The sequence below is a fragment of the Rhodococcus sp. WY5 genome (genome assembly GCF_018588185.1).
In the GTDB taxonomy this organism is placed as follows: Bacteria; Actinomycetota; Actinomycetes; order Mycobacteriales; family Mycobacteriaceae; genus Rhodococcus_F; species Rhodococcus_F qingshengii.
In genome coordinates this window covers 2,705,851-2,726,701 of sequence record NZ_JAAMPR010000001.1, presented here as the reverse complement: position 1 = coordinate 2,726,701, position 20,851 = coordinate 2,705,851, and the positions used below count along the sequence as shown (strand labels likewise).

Sequence of the window (20,851 nt, the reverse complement as noted above, 5' to 3'; positions counted from 1 at the left end):
TCAAAGATTACGCACCCGGAGCAACTAATCAGGGTGCGACTCGACAGGCAACCACGTCCGCGACACTTCGCCGCTCAGCCCAGCGGTATCCACCACTTCGACGGCGGTGTCGGTGACAACGCGTCGATCCTGCCGCCCGGCATCGGGACCGACACTGTTGTGCCCGCCTCTGCGGCCGACTCGTCGAGGCGAATGATCGGCTCCGACCACGAGTGAAACGCGAGGTTGAACGTCGCCCAGTGAATCGGGACGAAGACACCGCGCGACCCGTCGCCCTTGTTGAGGTCGATGTGCGTCTGCACTGCCTCTTCCGGATTCATGTGGATGTCCGGCCAGCGCACGTCGTACGCACCGACGGGGAGAAGCGTCAGATCGAAAGGCCCATAGGTTTCACCCAGCTGTTCGAAACGTGATGTGTATCCGCTGTCACCACCGAAGAAGACCCGGTGCTTCGGCCCGGCGAATACCCACGACGCCCACTGGGTCGTGTTCCGGACAAGGCCACGACCGGAGAAGTGACGAGCCTCCGTGCACGTGAGGACCAGGTCGCCGATCTTGGTCGACTCGTCCCAGTCCAGTTCCACGATCCGGTTCTCGGGCACCTTCCAGTGCCGCAGGTGAGCCCCGATACCGATCGGCACGACGAACGGGCCGGTCTGTGTACGAGTCAGGGTCTTGACCGTAGCCATGTCGAGATGGTCGTAGTGATCGTGAGAGATGACTATCGCATCCACTGCAGGCAGTTCGGTCAAAGCCACCGGAGTGGGGTGCATGCGTGCGGGACCTACTGTGGCCGAGGGTGATACGCGTTCACTCCACACCGGATCGGCGAGAACGCGGTAGCCGTCGACCTCGACGAGAACGCTCGAATGGCCGTACCACGTCACCGCCGCGTCGCCGGCTGCCGCCGGTGCCAGCGGAGTGGCCAACGGAATCGGCTGACGCGGCCGACCCGTCGACCCTCTCGTAGCCATCGACTTGAACATTCCGACATCGGTGCCCGGAACCAGTGTGCTGCTGGGCTCCGAGTTGTGGAACTGGCGGTCCCGGTATCGCGGGGACATCGCCGCATACGGTTGCACCGTGCTTCGCGAGGCCCCGATCTGCGTCGGGATGCCCCATGCGGCTCGCGCCACCCACCCCGTCGCCGCGGCAACAGCAGCAACTCCGAGAACCGTCGTCTTCTTCATTCAGACGAGCGTAGCCACTATCTGCCCTGCGTGCCCGGCGCCTGTTTTCCCTGCAACCAGCTTTACTTACCCTTGAATACGGGAGGGCGGTTCTCGATGCGGGCAGCGCGGGCTTCCTGGACGTCCTCGCTGAGCCAGGCGGCGTGAAGCGCGTCGAGCTGCTCGGGAGACTGCTCCTCCATGGTGCCGTCGTCGTTGAGAACCATCTTCATGTGCCGCAACGACAGCGGTGCGAGATTCGCGATGCGGTGTGCCCATTCCTGAGCGTCGTCGAGGGTTCCGATTTTGTTGGCGAGGCCGCGAGTGAAGGCTTCTTCGGCGCCGATCTGTTCGATGCCGAGCAAAATGGTGCGCGCGGGACCGCCGCCGACCAGGGACGCGAGCCGACGCATCGTCCACTTGTCCACCGAGACACCGAGGGTGGCGGCCGGGATTCCGAAGCGAGCGCTCGGCGCTACGACGCGAAGGTCCGACGCGATGGCCAGTTGCGTGCCCGCGCCGATGGCCGGACCGTTGACGGCAGCGATGACCGGGATGGGCGCCGTGTCGATAGAGCGAAGCATCTCGAACAGGCGATCGGTGAAGCCCTCCATGTAGACGTCGCCGGAAAGGTCCGCGCCTGCACAGAACGCCGATCCCTCACCGGTGATGACGACGACGTGCGCGTGCTCGGCTACCGCCGCGTTCATCGCGTCCCGTATTGCGATGCAGAGTTCCGCGCTGAGCGCATTACGACGCTCGTGACGCTGCAACTCGATGGTCACGACGTTGCCGTCACGGGAGAACCCGATCATGTCCGCTCACTTTCGTTTCTGGAAGGCTCGACACAGGGATGTTCCGAGGCGCCGATACCGTCCGCATACTTCTCTGCAGCTAAGTTCTGTACATCAGGAGGTTAGATTACCGATGAGTACAGACGACCTTGCCGCACAGCAACCACACCCGGTTGACGTGGTGGTGATCGGCGCCGGACAGGCCGGACTCTCCGCCGCGTACTACCTGCGCAAGTTCGGAATCGAGCCCGAATCGGGGTTCGTGGTGCTCGATCATGCGTCGGGGCCGGGCGGGGCGTGGCAGTTCCGTTGGCCGAGCCTGACACTGAGCACCGTCAACGGCGTCCATGACCTCCCGGGAATGTCCTTCGCGGAAACCACCGGTACAGACGCCGAACAGGTGCCTGCATCGGTGGCGGTCCCCCACTACTTCGAACTGTACGAAAAGCAATTCGAACTTCCCGTCCACCGCCCGGTACACACGCGAGTGGTGTGTCCGAGGGAAGAGCGCCTGCGGATCGAGACCGACCGGGGAGTATTCGCGGCGCGAGGCTTGATCAACGCGACGGGGACCTGGGAGCGGCCCTTCATCCCCCACTATCGCGGGGCCGAGTCGTTCCGTGGCCGACAACTGCACACGAAGGACTATCGAACCGCTGCCGAGTTCGAAGGCAAACATGTCGTCGTGGTCGGCGGCGGGATCTCGGCTGTCCAACTGCTCGACGAGATCTCACGCGTCACGACCACTACCTGGGTGACGCGGCGCGAACCCGAGTTCCGCGACGAGCCGTTCACGCCGGACATCGGCCGCGCTGCGGTTGCCATGGTCGAAGATCGTGTACGACGCGGCCTGCCACCGGGATCCGTTGTCTCGGTGACCGGCCTCCCGGTAACGTCTGCCATCCGGGCAGCGCGAGAGCGTGGTGTGATGAATCGACTGCCGATGTTCTCCGAAATTCTTCCGAACGGCGTGAAGTGGGCCGACGGTACCGTCGCCGACGCCGATGTCATCTTGTGGTGCACCGGTTTTCGTAGCTCACTCGATCACCTGGCGCCGTTGCACCTGCGCGGACCGGGTGGCGGAATTCCGATGACCGGGCGCCTCGCCACGCAGGTCGAAGCCGATCCTCGCGTGCACCTGGTGGGATACGGACCGTCGTCGTCGACGATCGGAGCCAACCGCGCCGGCCAAGCGGCAGCGCGCGAACTGACCGCGTACCTGGGAATCGGCGAATGAACAGAATCCTTGTTCCGGGCGAAACCTGCTGGCGCATCGAACCGGCGGACAATCTTGCCTGCATCGTCGACGCCGCTGACTACTTTCATCATGCGAAGTCCGCAATGCTGCAAGCTGAAAAGCGAATCATGTTGATCGGCTGGGACTTCGACACGCGCATCAAACTCGAACCAGGCGAGCAGACTCTCGACGGCCCCAACCGGTTGGGAATGTTCCTCCGCTGGCTCGTCCGCGAGAAACCCGACCTCGAAATCCTCGTACTCAAATGGAACATCGGCGCGTTCACCGCAATCGGCCGCGGCATGACTCCCGTCTTCGTGTCCAACTGGCTGACCGACGAGCGCCTACGGTTCGAGATCGACGGCGCCCACCCGGTTGGTGCGGCGCACCATCAGAAAATCATCGTCATCGACGACGCTCTGGCGTTCTGCGGCGGCATCGACATGACTGTGGACCGCTGGGACACCTCGGATCACGTCGACCGAAACGATTATCGAATCACGCCGAGCGGAAGGCGTTACGGCCCTTGGCATGACGCAACCACGGCGGTCGACGGCAATGCGGCTGCGGCCATCGGCGAATTGGCGCGGGCACGCTGGAAATCCGCAACCGGCGAGGATCTGACACCGGTCAAGAGCACTGCGACTCCGTGGCCCGTCAATTTGGCTCCCACCTTGCGGGTGGTCGACGTAGCCGTCGCCAGAACATTGCCGGAACTCGGCGAGCGCGCGGAGGTTCGTGAGATCGAGGCGCTGTATCTCGCGGCCATCGCCGGCGCCGAACACACGCTGTACATCGAAAGCCAGTACCTCGCATCACGCACGCTGGCCGAGGCGATTGCCGCGCGTCTACGTGAGGCCGACGGGCCGGAAATCGTTCTGGTCATTCCCCGCAATGCCGATGGATGGCTCGAACAAAAGGCGATGGACGGGGCACGCCACGACCTGCTGCATTTGCTGTGGTCGGCCGATACCCACGACCGTTTCGGTGCGTTTTATCCCGTGACCTCTTCTGGCGCACCTATTTACGTACACGCCAAGGTTCTCGTGATGGACGATCGGCTCCTGCGAATCGGGTCGTCGAATCTCAACAACCGTTCGATGGGCTTCGACACCGAGTGCGACATCGCCGTCGAATCCGACGACGACGCAGATGTCGAGTTGCGCGCCTCGATCATCGGATTGAGGCGCCGGCTACTCAGCGAGCACCTCGACGTCACCGAGGAAGAAGTCGACGACGCGTTGGGCGAGCAGTCACTGTTGTCGACGGTTCGCGCTCTCGCGACCTCCGACGCTCGCAGTCTGCGCGAATTCGACCGGAACACAGTCGACGGCGAAGACCACGTGCTCGCTGAAAATGCACTGATGGATCCCGAGCGCACGCCGCCCAGACTGAGCGATCGAATCGAAGGATTGCGCCGCCTGCTCGGCAAACGCTGAGACTCTAGAACACGCGCACGCAGTGCCCGGTTGCCAGCGCGAGTTCGACGAGCGTTGCACCGTGAACACTCGGGACGAGCGCGAGGAGAAACGTATCGCTGTCACTGTCGAGCCAGGCAAGTGAAACGCCCGTATCGGTGATGTTGTCGCCGATACGGGCGAGAAGCGATTCGAGTCCAGCAGCTCGATCGAAGGCCACGACAAGACTGTCCGCCCACTCCCACGATCCCGCCGGCGCCGACGTGAGCACTCGCAGCTGACCCAGAACCTCGGCAGCATCCTCGTTCCAGTCCACCCAGACCAGGCGTTCTTGTTCGTGCAATGCGTCGACGAGAGCAAACCACGCCATTTCCGGGTGTGGCTTCTCGAGCGTCTGTGAGTACAACTCGTTCTGCACTTCGACATACCGTTCCGGTTGGTCGATCGCGAGAGTCACACGATCGATGACAACAGCGCTGTCAGGGGCGAGCAGTTCGGCGATCGCGCGCAACGCGTCGCGAGCAGTTCCACTCACTATGGCTCCAAGTTCAATTCGGTCATCGGTGCGGTTTCCACATTCTGACATGCGTGTGCGCCTCGTTCGGACGTGTCCTCGATGTCGGGACACGAGCCAGATGCTTGCCGTGAGTTCCACGAATTCCCGGGCAACACCGCTCGCCGAGCTACCAAATTTGACTTTCCGGCTATCCCATTCGCCGCACTTGTCCGTTTACCCTTTCACCTGGCCTTACAATCCGGATATAGTCATCGGCGATCCAAGAAGCCAACTGGGATGTAGCGAGCCAGCGAACAGTCTGTTACCGTTCAGCTAACTACCCCTTCTGGTCAAACCGGATCGAAGGGGTTCGGGCAATGACCCACGGGGGGTTGACGTGAAGGGGCCATGTTCCGCATGAAACACGATTCACACACGACAACCTCTTGGTGGTCGATCGGCGAATGGCGCCTGGGATGGAAGGTCATCGCCGTTCTCGCATTGCCGATGATCGTCGCCGTCGTCCTCGGAGCCCTTCGCGTTCAGACGGAACTCGAAGAAGCCGCACAGCTGAGTTCCTCGTCCGAGCGCGCCCTCGCTGTGCCCGCCGCGATCAATCTCGAATCCGCGCTGTACGAGCTCGCCGAAGCCGCATCGGCACGCACTGACACCGGCCCCGCCACACAAGCGGTTTCGGACGCAATGGATCAACTGGTCGACGCCGCGCGCGCGTTCCAGTCCGACGACGACCTCAACGACCAAGTGACTTCGGCGCTCGCAGAGAGCCGTTCCATCATGGAGGAGGTCGCCGCCGGCGCGGTGGCTCCCGCACGCTTGGTTTCGCGGGTCGGCGAAGTCTCTCGCGCACTCTCGAGCACCTTCACCAGCGTCGTCGAGCATTCTCAGCGTCCGGCGCTGCGCGAAGAGGGTGGCCGACTCTCAGCACTCTGGGATGCGCGACGAGCACTGGCCGAACAACGAATCCTCTTCGGCTCAGGTGATCCGGACCAGCAGGCTCGTACCTCGATGGTCAGTGCCGCCGGTGCCGAACTGGTCGCTCTGAACAACATTCTCGCCATCGACGGGAGCAACGACACCGTCCGGACCCTCAGCAACTCCGCTCAGAACCGGATCAACGCACTCGGATCAACCCCGTCGACCTCTCCTCTGGGGAGCCGCGTCGGTACCGATCTGAAATCCGGAAACGACCAGTACAACAGCCTGACCGACACCACCGTCACCGAGTTCGGCGATACCGTCACCGCTGAATCCAATGCAGCACGAACCGCAGCACTTCGTGACACTGCAATCGTGCTCGGCGCGGTCCTGCTGGCACTGGCCATCGCCCTCGTCATCAGCCGATCGCTCATCGATCCGATCCGTCGGCTGCGATTTGCCGCATTGCAAGCAGCACGACGCGGACTCCCCGACGCGATCGAACGAATTCGCGCAGGTGCCAGTATCGACGACGTCGACTTCGCCCGTGTACCGATCCGCACCCACGAGGAAATCGGCGAGCTTGCACGCGCGGTGGACGACATGCACGGTCAGGCCATCACGCTGGCCGGCGAGCAGGCCACCCTGCGGCGCCAGGTCAACGACATGTTCGAAACGCTGTCGAGGCGTAACAAGTCCCTCGTCGACCAGCAACTCGGTTTGATCGAACAGTTGGAGCAGGACGAAGACGACCCTCGTCGCCTCGAGAATCTGTTCCGGCTCGACCACATCGCCGCGAGAATGCGTAGAAACGGCGACAACTTGTTGGTTCTCGCCGGAACCGATGTACGCCGCGCCAGAACCGCCCCCGTCGCTCTCGGCGATATCCTTCGTGCGGCGGTATCAGGCGTCGAGGAATATCGACGCGTCGAACTCGGGCAGATACCGCCCGGAGTCGTCACCGGTCATGCTGCCCCGGACGTCGTTCACCTCATCGCTGAACTGCTCGACAATTCTCTGCGGTACTCCCCGCCGGAGACCACCGTCTCCATCAACGCTGCCCGCACCATCGACGGCTCCATGATCGTCGAGATCGCAGATCTCGGTATCGGCATGTCGCCTGCCGATATCCTCGATGCCAACGAGCGCCTCGCCGCCGGCGGCGAGATGAGCGCGGATACAGCGCGTCGCATGGGTTTGTTCGTCGTGAGCCGAATCAGTCGTCGCTACAACATCTCTGTGCGCCTGCGCCCGACGGCAACGTCGTCGACGCACAGCGGCATCACCGCAACGGTGCTCCTACCGACGTCGATACTCGATTCTTCTCGGGGACCCGAGATCCGCACGCCGCGAACCGGACCCGTGCCCACGCTCGATCGGACTCCGCCGCCCGCACCGTCTGAACCGTCCTGGTCACAGCCCGTCCCGACCGAATTGGCACCCCCGCAGCCTGCGACCAGAAGTTTCGCAGATCTCCCGCGTCGAACGCCCAGCAACAGCACCGACCGGACTGAGACGTTCGCCCCGATCACACCGCAATCCATTCCCACGACAACAGCGCCTTCGGGGTTGCCACGTCGCACTCCGGGCACAAGTGGAGTACCGGCGGTCAGTACCTCGACTCCGACCACTGCTGCACCCGCCACCTCCGTGTCGTCCTTCGCTCCTCTGCCCGATCCCGAAGGCACAAGCGCATCGACGTCCCTTCCCGTGCGTACTCCTTCGCCGGAATTCACCTCGCCGGCACAGGGTCCCGAGATCCCGGTGGGTCCACACCCGTCGACAACCCCGCCGCCACGGCACCGGCTCTCAGCCCCGACGCCGACAAACACTGCGGCGTTCTTCTCCTCGCGCACCCGTGACGGGCTCTCTGCTCGCGCATCGGCGCGCGCTGACGGCGCGGGAGACGGCAACTCGAACGGCGTACTCGCTGCCCCGACCACGATGCCGATTTTCGCCCGGATGGTGTCCGAGTGGCTCGTGGACCCGACGGCGGAGACGTCAGCTGCTTCCACCGGCAGTGCGTGGACCACCGACGCGGATCAAGGCTGGCTGGCCGCTCGGACCTCGTTCGAGATGCCGGTCACCAAGATCGCCGATTCCGGACTTCCCATTCGAGACCGCGGAGCCCGCCTGGTTCCCGGCGCAGTCGGGAGAGGTGGAACGACACAGCGCCATGCATCCAATCCGGCGGACGTCCAACGTGGTTGGAGCAGTTACCAATCCGGAGTACAACGAGGGCGTCGGCGCGCTGCCGACCATCAGCCCGATGGCGGACAGTCTTTCGAATCGTCCACGATGTTGCACAACGATGAAGGAGAACAGTGAACACTGTCGGAGCCCAAGAGACTCCCCGCGCACTCGACTGGCTGGTATCGGCTTTTGCCCGAGACGTGCCGGGTGTGAGTCACGCGATCATCGTCTCAGCCGACGGGTTGTTGACGGCCTCGAGCACACATCTTCCGCTCGATCGGGCCGATCAATTAGCCGCTGTCACTTCCGGACTCGCCAGCCTGTCCGCGGGGGCGTCACGCCTCTTCGACGGTGGAGCCGTCATGCAGTCCGTCGTCGAGATGGAGAACGGCTACCTGCTTCTCATGGGCGTCGGTAGTGGCGCTTACCTTGCCGCTCTCGCTGTCGCCGGATGCGACATCGGCCAGATCGGTTACGAAATGGCGACTCTCGTCGATCGCGTCGGCACCACCATGGACATTGCCCCGAGAACATCGCAGGGTATTTGAGTTCGATGCCTCACCATCAATCCGAGTACGACGACGCCGAACCGAGCTTGGTCCGGCCGTACGCGCTCACCGAAGGTCGGACCCTGCCGTCCATCGACCTCCCACTCGAAGCGATCATCGCGACGATCGAAGACGCGGTCTCGAACAATCTTGCACCGCAGGATATTCGTGCATCGATCGTCGCACTCTGCGAGCAGCGGATCTCGGTTGCCGAGATCGCTGCCCACCTGGGTGTTCCGATCGGAGTCGTGCGGGTACTGGTCGCCGACCTCGTAGTAGCCGGATCACTGGAAATACATGCCACTCTGCGAAGCGACGCATCTCGAGTCGAGCGACGCGAACTGATCGAAAGGACCCTCAGTGGACTTCGGGCACTCTGACTCATCGTCTCGCGTGAAATCGACAAAAATCGTGATCGCCGGGGGTTTCGGTGTTGGTAAGACAACACTTGTGGGGACCGTCTCCGAAATCGTCCCCCTTCGCACGGAGGCCATGGTCACCGACGCCAGCGACGGTATCGACAATCTCGGATCCACTCCCGACAAGAGCACCACGACGGTCGCGATGGACTTCGGGCGCATCACTCTCGCCGACGACCTGGTCCTCTATCTGTTCGGAACCCCGGGACAGCGCCGCTTCTGGTTCATGTGGGACGACCTGATCACCGGTGCGATCGGTGCGGTCATTCTGGTCGACACGCGTCGCCTGGAAGACAGCTTCGCCGCAGTCGACTTCTTCGAGGCGCGAGGCCTCCCGTTCATCGTGGCGGTCAACCGTTTCGACGGCGCACCAATCCATTCGGCGAGCGATCTCCGCCAGGCGTTGGCTCTACCCAACCGGGTTCCCATGATCGAGATCGACGCCCGAAACCGCGAATCAGCCAAACGCGCGCTGATCGCCGTCACCGAATACTCCCTCGAACGACTTGCAGCTGAAGCAGTCGTCTAGATGAATCACCAGATGCGAATCGTCGCCGAAAGGAACTGGCATGTCGGATGAAATGCACCATTTCTCGATGGGAATCTGGCTGCTCGGACTCGCCTACGTCGTGTCCGTGGTCGGGTCGGTAGTCGGCCTGGCGTGCACCAGGCATTCAGCGTCGGCGACGACAACCGCCACACGCATGCGATGGCTCGCCATGGCTGCCTTGTCGATCGGTGGCGTCGCCATCTGGCTCATGCATTTCATCGCCATGCTCGGCTTCGCGGTCCCCGGCAGTCCCATTCGATACAACCTCGGATGGACCGTGATCTCCGCGATCATCTCAGTAGGGGCCGTGTTTGTCGGCCTGCTGATCATCGGGACCGAATTTCGCTGGACGCGGCTTCTGATCGGGGGCGTGGTAACCGGTCTCGCCGTGAACATCATGCATTACACGGGTATGCGCGCCTTGCGCTTTCAGGGCGAGATCCACTACGACCTGCTCTTCGTTGCACTGTCGGTTCTCATCGCAGTCGTCGCCGGAACCGCTGCACTGTGGTTCACCATGGTGCTCGAGTCCACGATTCTGCGTTTTGTCGCCGGAATCATCATGGGCATCGCTGTCGTCGGTATGCACTACACCGGAATGGCCGCTGTCGAGGTTGTTCACGACGCGGCAGCCCCGGCGCCACAGGGACTCGAAGTGTTCTCATTCCTCTTCCCTGTCTTCGTTCTCGGCCTGCTGGCGTTGGCAGTTCCGATTGTCGCAGTGCTGACAGCACCCAACCGCGCGACGGCACGAATGGAATCCGCCGCCGACGATCTGGCGTTCGAAGCACGAGAGTTCGCGATCTCGAACTGAGCAGAGTACGGGGCGAGTTCACGTAAATCGACAACGCCCCGTACATTTCGGGGATGGTGGATGCCGGACACAACCCCCAGCCATCGACCCGCGCAACGCTCGTCGTGATCGGTGGTTTGCCGGCCACCGGCAAGTCGACGATCGCGCGGGCGCTTGCGCAGCGTCACCAAATCCCCTTCGTGCGGGATCGATACCATCGAACAGGCGCTGATACGCAGCGGTATCGCTGACGCGTCCGGGACCGCCGGATACATCACCGGGTACGCGCTCGCCGCCGAACAATTGCGACTGGGACTTTCGGTCGTGGTCGAATGCGTCAACCCCGTCGAGGCGACACGAGACGCCTGGTCCGCTACCGCACAACATAATTCGGCGCGCCTGCTCGGTGTCGAGGTCATCTGTTCGGATCCCGACGAGCATCGCAGACGCGCTGAACGGCGAGTCGTCGACATCCCGGATCTCGTACTACCGACGTGGCAGGAAATTCTGGATCGAGACTACGAGCCGTGGACTACGGAACGGCTGGTGCTCGACACCGCAATCATGGACTCCGACAGTGCAGTACGACGCATCACAGCAAAGATGCTGTAGCGTGCGAGCTGCTCACAAGGTGAGAACGAAGAATGCGCTGTTCGGGTCTTCGCGGTAGTTCCCGAACGGTGGACAAGGCACGAACCCGAATTTCGCGTACAACCGGCGAGCTGGATCGAAGAACTCTTGCGTACCGGTCTCCAATTCGAGTTGCCGGTAACCTCGTTGTCTCGACTCGTCCACGACGTGTTGAAGAAGTCGCGTTCCCACGCCACGCCCCCTTGCTGCCGATGACGTTCGCATCGACTTGATCTCGCCGCCGGCCGACGACCGTTCCTTGAGTGCGACGCAACCGAGTAACTCGTCACCTTCGCTCCACAGCGTCCACATGGTCACAGAGCTATCCATCAGCCCCGTGACGTCCAGCGCGTGAACGCTGTCCGCGGGCGAGGTCGCGTGCATGTCGGCGAGATGTTCGGTGAGTAGAGCACGGACCGCATCCCGACTCAGGTCGTCAATTTCGATTCGCACAGATCCTCACTGTCCTCTTCGCTTCCGGCAGTACCGAATGAAAGTATGACTGTCCTTCACTTCGCCGAAGGCCTGGCCCGAACGTGGATGCGTTCTCCTTGGGGGCCGAACAGACTCAGTACCTCGACCGGGCCGCGCCCGTCACTGCCGAACCAATGCGGGTTTCGGGTGTCGAATTCAGCAGCTTCACCCGTACCCATCACGATGTCGTGATCGGCCAACACCAACCGCAACCTCCCCGACAGCACGTACAGCCATTCGTAGCCGTCGTGCACTTGGGGATCCGGTTCCGTCTGGCTTGCCGGGATGGTCATCTTGAATGCCTGCAACCCACCCGGTTGCCGAGTCAGCGGCAATACCGTTCGCCCACTGACGCTTCGAGGCGCACTCTGGATGCGTGGATCGGCGACCTGCGGTGCCGCCACCAGTTGGTCCAACGGCACTTGGTGGGCAAGCGCGATCGGAAGCAGCAACTCCAAGCTCGGGCGACGCTCCCCCGCTTCGAGCCTCGACAGGGTGCTCTTCGAAATACCGGTGGACTCGGACAGCGCTGTGAGTGTGACGTTCCTCTGTGTACGAATGCGTTTGAGGCGCGCGCCGATCTGCGAGATGGCGGCATCGATGTGCGGACCGTTGACATTCATGGTGCCGAGTCTGACGGCGATTCCCAGAAATGGCAACATTAGTTGCTGATGAACCTCCTCCGCGAGCAATCTGTGCTCATGCGAACACACACTGAAACTGAGATCCTCGACGCCGTGATCGTCGGCGGTGGCGCCGCCGGACTCAGCGCAGCCCTGGTGTTGGGTCGTGCTCGGCGCTCGGTCGCCGTCATCGATTCCGGCAAACCGCGCAACGCACCGGCAGCACACATGCACGGCTTCCTCTCGCGCGACGGCATGGCGCCACGTGAGTTGCTCGCCGTCGTACGCAGCGAATTGCAGACGTACGGAGTGGAATTGACACAAGATGACGTAGTCGACATCTCCTGGCGCGGTATCGAACCCGGCTTTGTCGTCGAACTTTCAGGAGGCACGACGCTCGAAACTCGTACTGTGCTGGTTGCCACCGGTCTACGGGATTCACTCCCGGAAATACCAGGCATCCAGGAGCTTTGGGGACAAAGCGTGCTCCATTGCCCGTACTGCCATGCGTACGAGATCAGCGACCAACCGATCGGCGTTCTCGGCGGCGACGCTCGCGAGATGTCACTTCACCAGGCGTTTCTACTCCGACAGTGGTCGTCGGATGTGACGTTCTTCCCCGACAAGATCTCACTCACCCCCGACGAACGCGCGCGACTGGCTGCCCGAGGAGTGACGGTTGCCGACGGATCGGTATCTGGATTGGTCTGCGAGAAAAGCAAACTGAAAGCCGTCGAACTCGACAACGGCCAACTTGTTGCGCGCTCAGCACTGTTCGTTGCGCCGCGTTTCGTTCCGAACGACGCACATCTGACGCGACTCGGCTGCAAAACCAGCCCCACGGGATTCGTGGCTGTCGATCGTTCCGGCGCCACCAGTGTTCCTGGTATCTGGGGCGCCGGCAACGTCGTCGACCCTCGCGCCCAGGTAATCAATGCTGCGGCGGCAGGTTCGACCGCGGCAATCGCGATCAACGGATATCTGGTCGAGCAAGATGTCGAATCGGCTCTTCGTTCGACCGAGCCGGAAGGGGGCTTCTCGGCGACCGTGGAGCAACGCGTCTGCGAGTTGAACGGCGGCAGCGCCCTCCACGGCTTGTGACCGAGGTGTCTACGTCGCGGGGCCGCCGTGCAACTTCTCGTAGGCGGCCTTCTCGGCGTCGTGGCGCGAGATCTTCTTCGGGTTCTCGAGGTCGGAAGGCAAACCGTGACGCTCGAGGCGACGCGACCTGTTCTGAGCCATGTAGGAGACCGAATAGAACAGTGCCAGAAGCACTCCGAGCAGCACCATCGATGCCCGCAGGGCCCACGGTCCGGGGAAGAGCATGAAAGCCGCGAACACTGGAATGAACGGCACCATGCTTCGGATCAGGTGACGCGGCACGGCCCAGTCACCGATCAGGTCGTTTCGTACCCAGTCCTGCATCGAATCGGGCAGCTTGCGCCCCACTGAATAACCCAACCACTGAAGAGGATTCGGGCTCGTACGTTGCTTTTTGGAAGTCACGGAAGTCACCTGTTCGGTACGCATCGACGGTACTGACGCAGTCATCACGTTTCTTTCGGATGCAGTCATCACATTTCTCTCATTGGTCCAAGGCTCCGGCGCGGAGCGCGGCCTCGTTGACCCGCGTCAGAACGTTGTGGAGTTCTTCGAGTTCGGCGAGGCTGACGCCGAGCTTCGCGACAACCGCCGGCGGGATCTTCTCCGCCTCCGCGCGCAGTGCCACACCGGCTTCGGTGAGGTCCACGTCCAGTTGCCGTTCGTCGGCGCGGCTACGGGTTCGCGTGATCAGCCCGGACGCCTCGAGTCGCTTGAGGAGCGGCGACAGCGTCGGCGAATCGAGTTGCAGTGCCTGCCCGATTTCCTTGACCGCCATCGGCGACTTTCCCCACAGTGCCAGCATCACCAGGTACTGGGGATGCGTGAGGCCCATCGGCTCGAGCAGTGGCCGGTAGACGGACAGCACCGCCCGGTTCGCGACCGCAAGTGCAAAGCACACCTGCCGGTCGAGAGCCAGCGGATCATCCATCTGCGTCTGCGGAGCCTTCGTCGTCATGAATCCGATGTTATCAGATTAATTAGTGCAGCAACTATTATTGCACTAATCAATCTGGCGATGATCGTCACTCTTCTCCAACGTCGACGTGGGTTGCCCGGTGAGACCCACGTGCGCTTCCGCCCTCATTCGCTCCACCATGTGCGGGTAGTGCAGCTCGAACGCCGGACGCTCACTGCGGATGCGCGGCAACTCGGTGAAGTTGTGACGCGGCGGCGGGCAGGTGGTTGCCCACTCCAGCGAGTTTCCGTAACCCCACGGATCGTCGACGGTGACAACTTCGCCGTAGCGGTAGCTCTTGAAAACGTTCCAGATGAACGGAAGCGTCGAGGCACCGAGCACGAAGGCAAAGATCGTGGACACCGAGTTCAGCACCGTGAACCCGTCCGAGGGCAGGTAGTCGGCATAGCGACGCGGCATCCCCTCGCCGCCGAGCCAGTGCTGAACGAGGAACGTGCCGTGGAAACCGACGAACGTGGTCCAGAAGTGCCACTTGCCGAGACGCTCGTCCATCATGCGACCGGTCATCTTCGGGAACCAGAAGTAGATACCGGCGTACGTGGCGAACACGACCGTACCGAAGACCACGTAATGGAAGTGGGCGACGACAAAATACGTGTCGGTGACATGGAAGTCGATCGGCGGGCTCGCGAGAATGACACCCGACAGACCACCGAAGAGGAAGGTGATCAAGAAGCCGACCGAGAACAGCATCGGCGACTCGAAGGTCAACTGCCCCTTCCACATCGTGCCGATCCAGTTGAAGATCTTCACACCTGTCGGCACGGCGATCAGGAACGTCATGAACGAGAAGTACGGCAGGAGAACAGCACCCGTCGCGTACATGTGGTGAGCCCACACCGCGATCGACAGAGCTGAAATCGCCAGTGTCGCATAGACCAATCCGGTGTACCCGAAGATCGGCTTACGGCTGAAGACCGGGAAGATCTCCGAGACGATGCCGAAGAACGGCAGCGCGATGATGTACACCTCGGGGTGACCGAAGAACCAGAACAGGTGCTGCCACAACAGAACTCCACCCGACGCCGGGTCGAAGATGTGCCCACCGAGATGACGGTCGACGAACAGACCCATGAACGCAGCGGTCAAGAGCGGGAACGCCATCAAGATCAGAATGCTGGTGATGAAGATGTTCCACGTGAAGATGGACATCCGAAACATCGTCATACCTGGTGCGCGCAGGCAGATCACGGTGGTGATCATGTTGACCGCACCGAGAATGGTGCCGAGGCCACCGACCGTCAGACCGAAGACCCACAGGTCGGCGCCGACGCCGGGACTGTGCACCGCGCCCGACAACGGGGTGTACGCGGTCCAACCGAAGTCGGCAGCGCCGCCCGGCGTGAGGAATCCGCCGAGAACGATGAGACCACCAAAAGTGAAGAGCCAGAAACCGAATGCGTTCAGACGCGGGAACGCCACGTCCGGGGCACCGATCTGCAGCGGAAGTATGTAGTTCGCGAAGCCGAAAACGACGGGCGTCGCATACAGCAGCAACATGATCGTGCCGTGCATGGTGAACAACTGGTTGAACTGCTCGTTCGAGAGGAACTGCATCCCGGGGACAGCCAGTTCCGCACGCATGAACAGGGCCATCAGGCCGCCGATCAGGAAGAACACGAAAGCCGTGATCATGTACATGATCCCGATCTTCTTGTGATCGGTGGTCTTGATCATGTCGAACATCCACGACCCCTTGGGATCACGGCGCTTCGGGTACGGCCGCTCCGGAATCGGCTCCAACTCTCCGGTCCGCTCGTCCGGCACCGTTGTCGTCATGCTCGCGCGTCCTCTTTCGTGCTCGATACCGCCTCAAGAACTTTCCGCACGACCATATCGCATGTTAATAGTTAATGCACAAACTAAGTGTGGTCGACGTGAGCATCTATCGAAAACCGAACGTACGCAACCTTTTGCAGATTTCGGTGAGATAAAGTCAGGCGGCGGAATAGGTCGAGGGTCCGCCGCGTTGAACAAACCCGTGACTCTTCCCGACACATCGACAGCACCCGAGGCCTCCGCGTTGCGCGGCCTCTTCGAGCCTTTCGAGGTCAAATCACTCTCGTTGCGTAACCGTTTCGCCATGGCCCCGATGACGCGCGCCTTCTCGCCGGACGGAATCCCCGGCGCCGACGTAGCCGAGTACTACCGTCGTCGCGCAGCAGGTGGTGTCGGCTTGATCATCACCGAAGGCACGTACATCCCGGACCCGGCAGCCGGCCCGCACACCCGCGTACCGCGCATCTACGGCGATTCGAGCCTGGGTGGCTGGAAGTCGGTTGTCGACGCCGTCCACGCCGAAGGCGGATCGATCATTCCTCAGCTGTGGCACCTCGGAGTCGAACGCGGCGAGAACTCGCGCCTGAACCCCGAGGTCGAAACCGTCAGCCCCTCCGGCCTGGCACTGGACGGCACCCGCCTGGGACGAGAATTCACCACCTCTGACCTCGACGACTTGAAGCAGTCGTGGGTCGACGCCGCACTCAACGCGAAGAACACCGGCTTCGACGGTCTCGAGTTGCACGGAGCACATGGCTACCTGCTCGACGAATTTCTCTGGGCGGGAACCAATGTCCGAACCGACGGATACGGCGGATCACTCGAGGCCCGCACCCGTTTCCCGGCCGAGGTCGTCGCCGCAATCCGAGAGGCCGTCGGGGACGAGTTTGCGATCGTCTACCGATTCTCGCAGTGGAAGTCCGGCCATTACGACGCTCGTATCGCCCAGAGCCCGGCAGAACTCGGCCGCATCCTCACTCCCCTGGTCGACGCCGGCGTCGACGTTCTGCATCCGTCCACGAGGCGTCATTGGGAACCGGCATTCGCTGAACTCGACGGTGAAGACGGCACACTCGGCCTCGCCGGTTGGACGAAGAAGCTGACCGGGTTGCCGACCATCACCGTCGGTTCGGTCGGACTCGATTCCGTGTTCACGACGGCATTCACCGGCGAAGCTGCATCTGCTGTCACCGGACTGGAGCGTCTCGAAGCTCAGTACGAGAGGGGTGAATTCGACATGGTTGCCATCGGGCGCGCGCTGCTCGCCGATCCCGAGTGGGTCGAGAAGCTCCGCACCGGACGCGCGGACGAGCACATCGCATTCACCGCAGAACATCGCACACACCTGAACTGACCTCGCACGACAAAACGGCACTCCCGCAATTGTGGGAGTGCCGTTTGTGGGTCTGCCGGAAGTACTAGCTGCCGAGCGTGACCGGGTCGGGGCCGATGCGGCCGGCCGGGTCGTCGAGAGCACCGATCGCGTTGATCTGTTCCGGTGTCAGTTCGAATCCGAAGACATCGAAGTTGGCGGCGATACGTTCGGGGGTCACCGACTTCGGAATCACCACGTTTCCGATCTGCAGGTGCCAGCGAATAATCACCTGAGCCGCGGTGACGCCATGAGCGTCGGCGATAGCGGTGATGACGGGGTCGCCGAGAACGGTTCCCTGTCCGAGCGGGCTCCACGCTTCCGTCGCGATTCCCTTGCCGGTGTGGAAGGCGCGCAGTTCGGCTTGGTTGAACTTGGGGTGAAGCTCGATCTGGTTGAGGACCGGCACCTCACCGGTTTCACCGATGACACGCTCGAGGTTCTCGATGGTGAAGTTGGAGACACCGATGGATCGAACCCGTCCGTCGGCCTTGAGCTTCTGGAATGCCTTGAACGTCTCGACGTACAGGTCCTTGGACGGAACCGGCCAGTGGATCAGGTACAGGTCGAGGTACTCGAGACCCAACTTGTCGAGGCTGGCGTCGAATGCCGCAAGCGTCGAGTCGTAGCCTTGGTCGTCGTTCCACAGTTTTGTCGTGATGTAGAGGTCTTCGCGGGCGATGCCGGATTCGGCGATCGCGCGGCCGACGCCCACCTCGTTGCCGTAGATCTTGGCGGTGTCGATACTGCGGTAGCCGGTCTTCAGGGCTGTGGAGACGGCCTCCTGCGTCTCGTCGTCCGGAACCTGGAACACACCGAATCCGAGTGCGGGGATCGTCTTACCGTCGTTCAGAACAATGGTCGGTACAGAGGTCACATCGTTGGTCTCGGTCATATATGGATCCAACGCGCGAGGGCCGGGAGGCATTCCCCGCCGAACCTCCGGGCAGTGCCCTTGTACCGCCCGAAATGCCGGTCTACCTTGGAAGACAAGTATTGGAATCGCCTCGAGAAAAGAGAGAGCGATGAATCTTTCATATCGTCTCGCCTACAAGGTCGGTGTCACTCCGTGGGAGCACACCGGGCACGGGTTCGACGCTCAACTGTCCGGCCTTCTGGATGCGATTTCCGTCCCGGAAGGTGGCCGTGCACTCGATATCGGTTGCGGCACCGGACGCCATTCCATCGAGCTGGCGCAACGCGGGTGGCACGTCACCGGCGTCGACGCCGAACAGGAACCGCTGGACAAAGCGCGCATACACGCGCGTGAAGCACACGTCGACGTCCGGTTCCTCCACGAGGACGCGGCAGACCTGCACATTGCTGTCGACGGCGGGCACATGCTGGTGCTCGACATCGGCTGTTTTCACGGGCTCACCGATCATCAACGACGGGACTACGGGAGATCCGTAAACGCGATCACCGCACCCGGGGCGTCCATGGTGATGTTCGCATTCGGACCGGGGCACCGTTGGCCGATGCCACACGGCATCTCGGAGGAGGACGTCATGCGAGCATTCGACGGTTGGTCGATGGCCTCGAGCATGGCCGCGGACGTGAGTGAATCGCCACTTCCGGTCCGTGCGGCACATCCGTGCTGGTATCACCTGGTCCGTGGCTGACTGCTGTGCGCCTTTATTAACCGCCCGCGGTTAATAAAGGCGCACAGCACCGGGGATACTTCTCAGGTGACTGCAACACTGCGCATCAGCGGCCTCTCTGCTTCCCGGGGAGAACGCACCCTGTTCTCCGACCTCGACCTCACCGTTGCCCCCGGCGACGTCATCGGCCTCGTCGGCGCGAACGGCGCCGGCAAGTCGACGCTTCTCACCGCACTGGCCGGAATCGGAACCGCCGACGTCGAGGGTTCGATCATCCTCAGCCCGCCGGATGCTGCGGTCGGTTACCTCGCGCAGGAACCCGATCGCATCGAGGGTGAGACCGTCCTCGAGTTCCTCGGCCGCCGCACCGGCGTCGCCCACGCCGAGGAAGTCATGAACGCCGCAGCCGAAACCCTGGCCGAAGCCGAAGAGGATCTGTACTCCCCGGCACTGGAACGCTGGCTCGCTCTCGGCGGCGCCGACCTGCTCGAGCGCGCCGAGAAGGTGGTCGAAGAACTCGGTCTCGGAGTTCCACTCGATGCACATATGACGGCATTGTCCGGCGGTCAGGCCGCGCGCGCCGGCCTCGCGTCACTGTTGCTTTCGCGCTACGACATTCTCTTGTTGGACGAGCCCACCAACGATCTCGACCTACGCGGTCTCGAGCAGTTGGAGCGATTTGTCGCCGAGACGCGCGCAGCACTGGTTGTCGTGAGCCACGATCGCGAGTTCCTCTCGCGCACCGTCACCGGAATCGTGGAACTCGATCTGGCACAACAGGACATCGCCGTGTACGACGGCGGCTACGAGTCGTACCTCGCCGAACGCGAGATCGCCCGCCAGCACGCACGCGAGGCGTTCGAGGAATACGCAGGCACCCGCTCCGATCTCGAAGATCGCGCACAGATGCAGCGCAACTGGATGGAACACGGCGTCCGCAACGCGCGTCGTAAAGCCAAGGACAACGACAAGATCGGACGCGGATTGCGGACCGAGTCGACGGAGAAGCAAGCCGCGAAGGCCCGCCAGACTCAACGCCGCATCGAGCGACTCGAAGTCGTCGAGGAACCGCGCAAGGAGTGGGAACTTCGCATGGAGATCGCGGCGGCGCCGCGGTCCGGTTCCGTTGTCGCAACCACGAACGGCGCCAAGGTAACTCGCGGTCAGTTCACGTTCGGTCCGGTCACGACGCAGATCGACTGGGGCGATCGAATTCTCGTCACGGGCGCGAACGGGGCAGGCAAGACCACCCTCCTCAACGTCCTGCTCGGCAAACTCGTCCCGGACGAGGGCATCGCGTCGCTGGGTTCCGGTGTCGCGATCGGTGAGATCGATCAGGCGCGTGGATTGTTCGAAGGTGATCAACCAGTCGTGGAGGCCTTCGGTGCGCAGGTTCCGGACTGGCCCGATGCCGATGTCCGCACTCTCCTCGCCAAGTTCGGCCTGCGCGGACACCACGTACTCAGATCTGCCGCTTCCCTGTCCCCCGGCGAGAGAACAAGGGCTGCACTTGCTTTGCTCCAGGCTCGCGGCGTGAACCTACTGGTACTGGACGAGCCGACGAACCATCTCGACCTTCCGGCGATCGAACAGCTCGAGCAGGCAATGGAGTCGTTCGAGGGAACCCTCCTTCTGGTCACTCACGATCGACGCATGCTGCAGTCCACCCGAAGCACGCGCCGGTGGCGAATGGAGAACGGACAGCTCTTCGAGGAGTAGCCGATCGACTCTGCTTGCGC

At 62.4% G+C, this 20,851-nt stretch carries 21 protein-coding genes; 12 read left to right on the top strand and 9 right to left on the bottom strand.

Translation table 11 applies throughout. The features are described from left to right. Positions 1-74: 74 nt before the first annotated feature. Together G4D79_RS12795 and G4D79_RS12790 are read right to left on the bottom strand one after the other, a co-directional pair. Entirely contained in the window at positions 75-1,190 is a 1,116-nt protein-coding gene (locus tag G4D79_RS12795) for an MBL fold metallo-hydrolase (RefSeq protein WP_099698289.1), read from the bottom strand. Between the two features lie 62 nt (positions 1,191-1,252). Then, positions 1,253-1,984 (bottom strand): enoyl-CoA hydratase, encoded by a 732-nt coding sequence (locus G4D79_RS12790; RefSeq protein ID WP_003940192.1) that lies wholly within the window; start codon positions 1,982-1,984, stop codon positions 1,253-1,255. A gap of 112 nt (positions 1,985-2,096) precedes the next feature. Between G4D79_RS12790 and G4D79_RS12785 the strand changes: the two genes are divergently transcribed. Next, positions 2,097-3,200 carry an NAD(P)-binding domain-containing protein gene (locus G4D79_RS12785; protein ID WP_099698290.1) on the top strand — a complete coding sequence of 368 codons (1,104 nt, stop codon included), beginning with the start codon at positions 2,097-2,099 and terminating at the stop codon, positions 3,198-3,200. Then, complete coding sequence (locus G4D79_RS12780; RefSeq protein WP_099698291.1) at positions 3,197-4,639, top strand: phospholipase D-like domain-containing protein; 1,443 nt, start codon at positions 3,197-3,199, stop codon at positions 4,637-4,639. The genes G4D79_RS12785 and G4D79_RS12780 overlap by 4 nt, the downstream gene beginning before the upstream one ends. 4 nt (positions 4,640-4,643) lie before the next feature. On the opposite strand, the gene G4D79_RS12775 is transcribed toward G4D79_RS12780, so the two are convergent. Then, entirely contained in the window at positions 4,644-5,153 is a 510-nt protein-coding gene (locus tag G4D79_RS12775; protein WP_030534948.1) for a hypothetical protein, read from the bottom strand. A 378-nt stretch (positions 5,154-5,531) separates the two neighbouring features. Between G4D79_RS12775 and G4D79_RS12770 the strand changes: the two genes are divergently transcribed. The 6 genes from G4D79_RS12770 (at position 5,532) to G4D79_RS12745 (ending at position 11,165) form a co-directional block, all read left to right on the top strand. Continuing rightward, positions 5,532-8,378 carry an ATP-binding protein gene (locus G4D79_RS12770; RefSeq protein WP_235867902.1) on the top strand — a complete coding sequence of 949 codons (2,847 nt, stop codon included), beginning with the start codon at positions 5,532-5,534 and terminating at the stop codon, positions 8,376-8,378. After that, positions 8,375-8,791 (top strand): roadblock/LC7 domain-containing protein, encoded by a 417-nt coding sequence (locus G4D79_RS12765; RefSeq protein WP_003940329.1) that lies wholly within the window; start codon positions 8,375-8,377, stop codon positions 8,789-8,791. The genes G4D79_RS12770 and G4D79_RS12765 overlap by 4 nt, the downstream gene beginning before the upstream one ends. A gap of 5 nt (positions 8,792-8,796) precedes the next feature. Further along, positions 8,797-9,171, top strand: coding sequence for a DUF742 domain-containing protein (locus G4D79_RS12760; RefSeq protein WP_007727785.1), 375 nt, complete (start codon positions 8,797-8,799; stop codon positions 9,169-9,171). Next, positions 9,152-9,739, top strand: coding sequence for an ATP/GTP-binding protein (locus tag G4D79_RS12755; protein ID WP_003940118.1), 588 nt, complete (start codon positions 9,152-9,154; stop codon positions 9,737-9,739). The genes G4D79_RS12760 and G4D79_RS12755 overlap by 20 nt, the downstream gene beginning before the upstream one ends. 40 nt (positions 9,740-9,779) lie before the next feature. Further along, positions 9,780-10,574, top strand: a complete 795-nt coding sequence (locus G4D79_RS12750) for an MHYT domain-containing protein (protein WP_003939865.1) — start codon at positions 9,780-9,782, stop codon at positions 10,572-10,574. A gap of 153 nt (positions 10,575-10,727) precedes the next feature. Next, positions 10,728-11,165, top strand: a complete 438-nt coding sequence (locus G4D79_RS12745) for an adenylyl-sulfate kinase (protein ID WP_235867904.1) — start codon at positions 10,728-10,730, stop codon at positions 11,163-11,165. Positions 11,166-11,177: 12 nt separating this feature from the next. Here G4D79_RS12745 and G4D79_RS12740 read toward each other — a convergent pair whose 3' ends face one another. After that, positions 11,178-11,636 (bottom strand): GNAT family N-acetyltransferase, encoded by a 459-nt coding sequence (locus G4D79_RS12740; protein WP_042451126.1) that lies wholly within the window; start codon positions 11,634-11,636, stop codon positions 11,178-11,180. A gap of 56 nt (positions 11,637-11,692) precedes the next feature. Next, entirely contained in the window at positions 11,693-12,319 is a 627-nt protein-coding gene (locus tag G4D79_RS12735) for a helix-turn-helix domain-containing protein (protein WP_081377535.1), read from the bottom strand. A gap of 33 nt (positions 12,320-12,352) precedes the next feature. Between G4D79_RS12735 and G4D79_RS12730 the strand changes: the two genes are divergently transcribed. After that, complete coding sequence (locus tag G4D79_RS12730) at positions 12,353-13,381, top strand: NAD(P)/FAD-dependent oxidoreductase (RefSeq protein WP_099698294.1); 1,029 nt, start codon at positions 12,353-12,355, stop codon at positions 13,379-13,381. A 9-nt stretch (positions 13,382-13,390) separates the two neighbouring features. On the opposite strand, the gene G4D79_RS12725 is transcribed toward G4D79_RS12730, so the two are convergent. Genes G4D79_RS12725 through ctaD form a run of 3 tightly spaced genes read right to left on the bottom strand, consistent with a single transcriptional unit; the run spans position 13,391 to position 16,139 of the window. Continuing rightward, the gene (locus tag G4D79_RS12725; RefSeq protein WP_223304421.1) at positions 13,391-13,831 is read right to left on the bottom strand and encodes a DUF5313 family protein; all 441 of its coding nucleotides are present in this window, start codon (positions 13,829-13,831) and stop codon (positions 13,391-13,393) included. Positions 13,832-13,865: 34 nt separating this feature from the next. Next, positions 13,866-14,339, bottom strand: coding sequence for a MarR family winged helix-turn-helix transcriptional regulator (locus G4D79_RS12720; protein ID WP_003939892.1), 474 nt, complete (start codon positions 14,337-14,339; stop codon positions 13,866-13,868). 45 nt (positions 14,340-14,384) lie between these two features. Further along, positions 14,385-16,139: a cytochrome c oxidase subunit I gene (gene ctaD, locus G4D79_RS12715; protein WP_020970441.1), complete on the bottom strand. Its 1,755-nt coding sequence runs from the start codon at positions 16,137-16,139 to the stop codon at positions 14,385-14,387. 202 nt (positions 16,140-16,341) lie between these two features. Here ctaD and G4D79_RS12710 point away from each other — a divergent pair, with 202 nt between their 5' ends. After that, complete coding sequence (locus tag G4D79_RS12710; RefSeq protein ID WP_007733403.1) at positions 16,342-17,493, top strand: NADH:flavin oxidoreductase; 1,152 nt, start codon at positions 16,342-16,344, stop codon at positions 17,491-17,493. Positions 17,494-17,557: 64 nt separating this feature from the next. Here G4D79_RS12710 and G4D79_RS12705 read toward each other — a convergent pair whose 3' ends face one another. Then, positions 17,558-18,406 carry an aldo/keto reductase gene (locus G4D79_RS12705; RefSeq protein WP_037128502.1) on the bottom strand — a complete coding sequence of 283 codons (849 nt, stop codon included), beginning with the start codon at positions 18,404-18,406 and terminating at the stop codon, positions 17,558-17,560. Between the two features lie 130 nt (positions 18,407-18,536). On the opposite strand from G4D79_RS12705, the gene G4D79_RS12700 reads away from it, so the two are divergent. Both G4D79_RS12700 and G4D79_RS12695 read left to right on the top strand, forming a co-directional pair. After that, entirely contained in the window at positions 18,537-19,133 is a 597-nt protein-coding gene (locus G4D79_RS12700; RefSeq protein WP_099698666.1) for a class I SAM-dependent methyltransferase, read from the top strand. Between the two features lie 66 nt (positions 19,134-19,199). Beyond that, positions 19,200-20,831 carry an ABC-F family ATP-binding cassette domain-containing protein gene (locus G4D79_RS12695; RefSeq protein WP_030535395.1) on the top strand — a complete coding sequence of 544 codons (1,632 nt, stop codon included), beginning with the start codon at positions 19,200-19,202 and terminating at the stop codon, positions 20,829-20,831. Positions 20,832-20,851 lie beyond the last annotated feature (20 nt).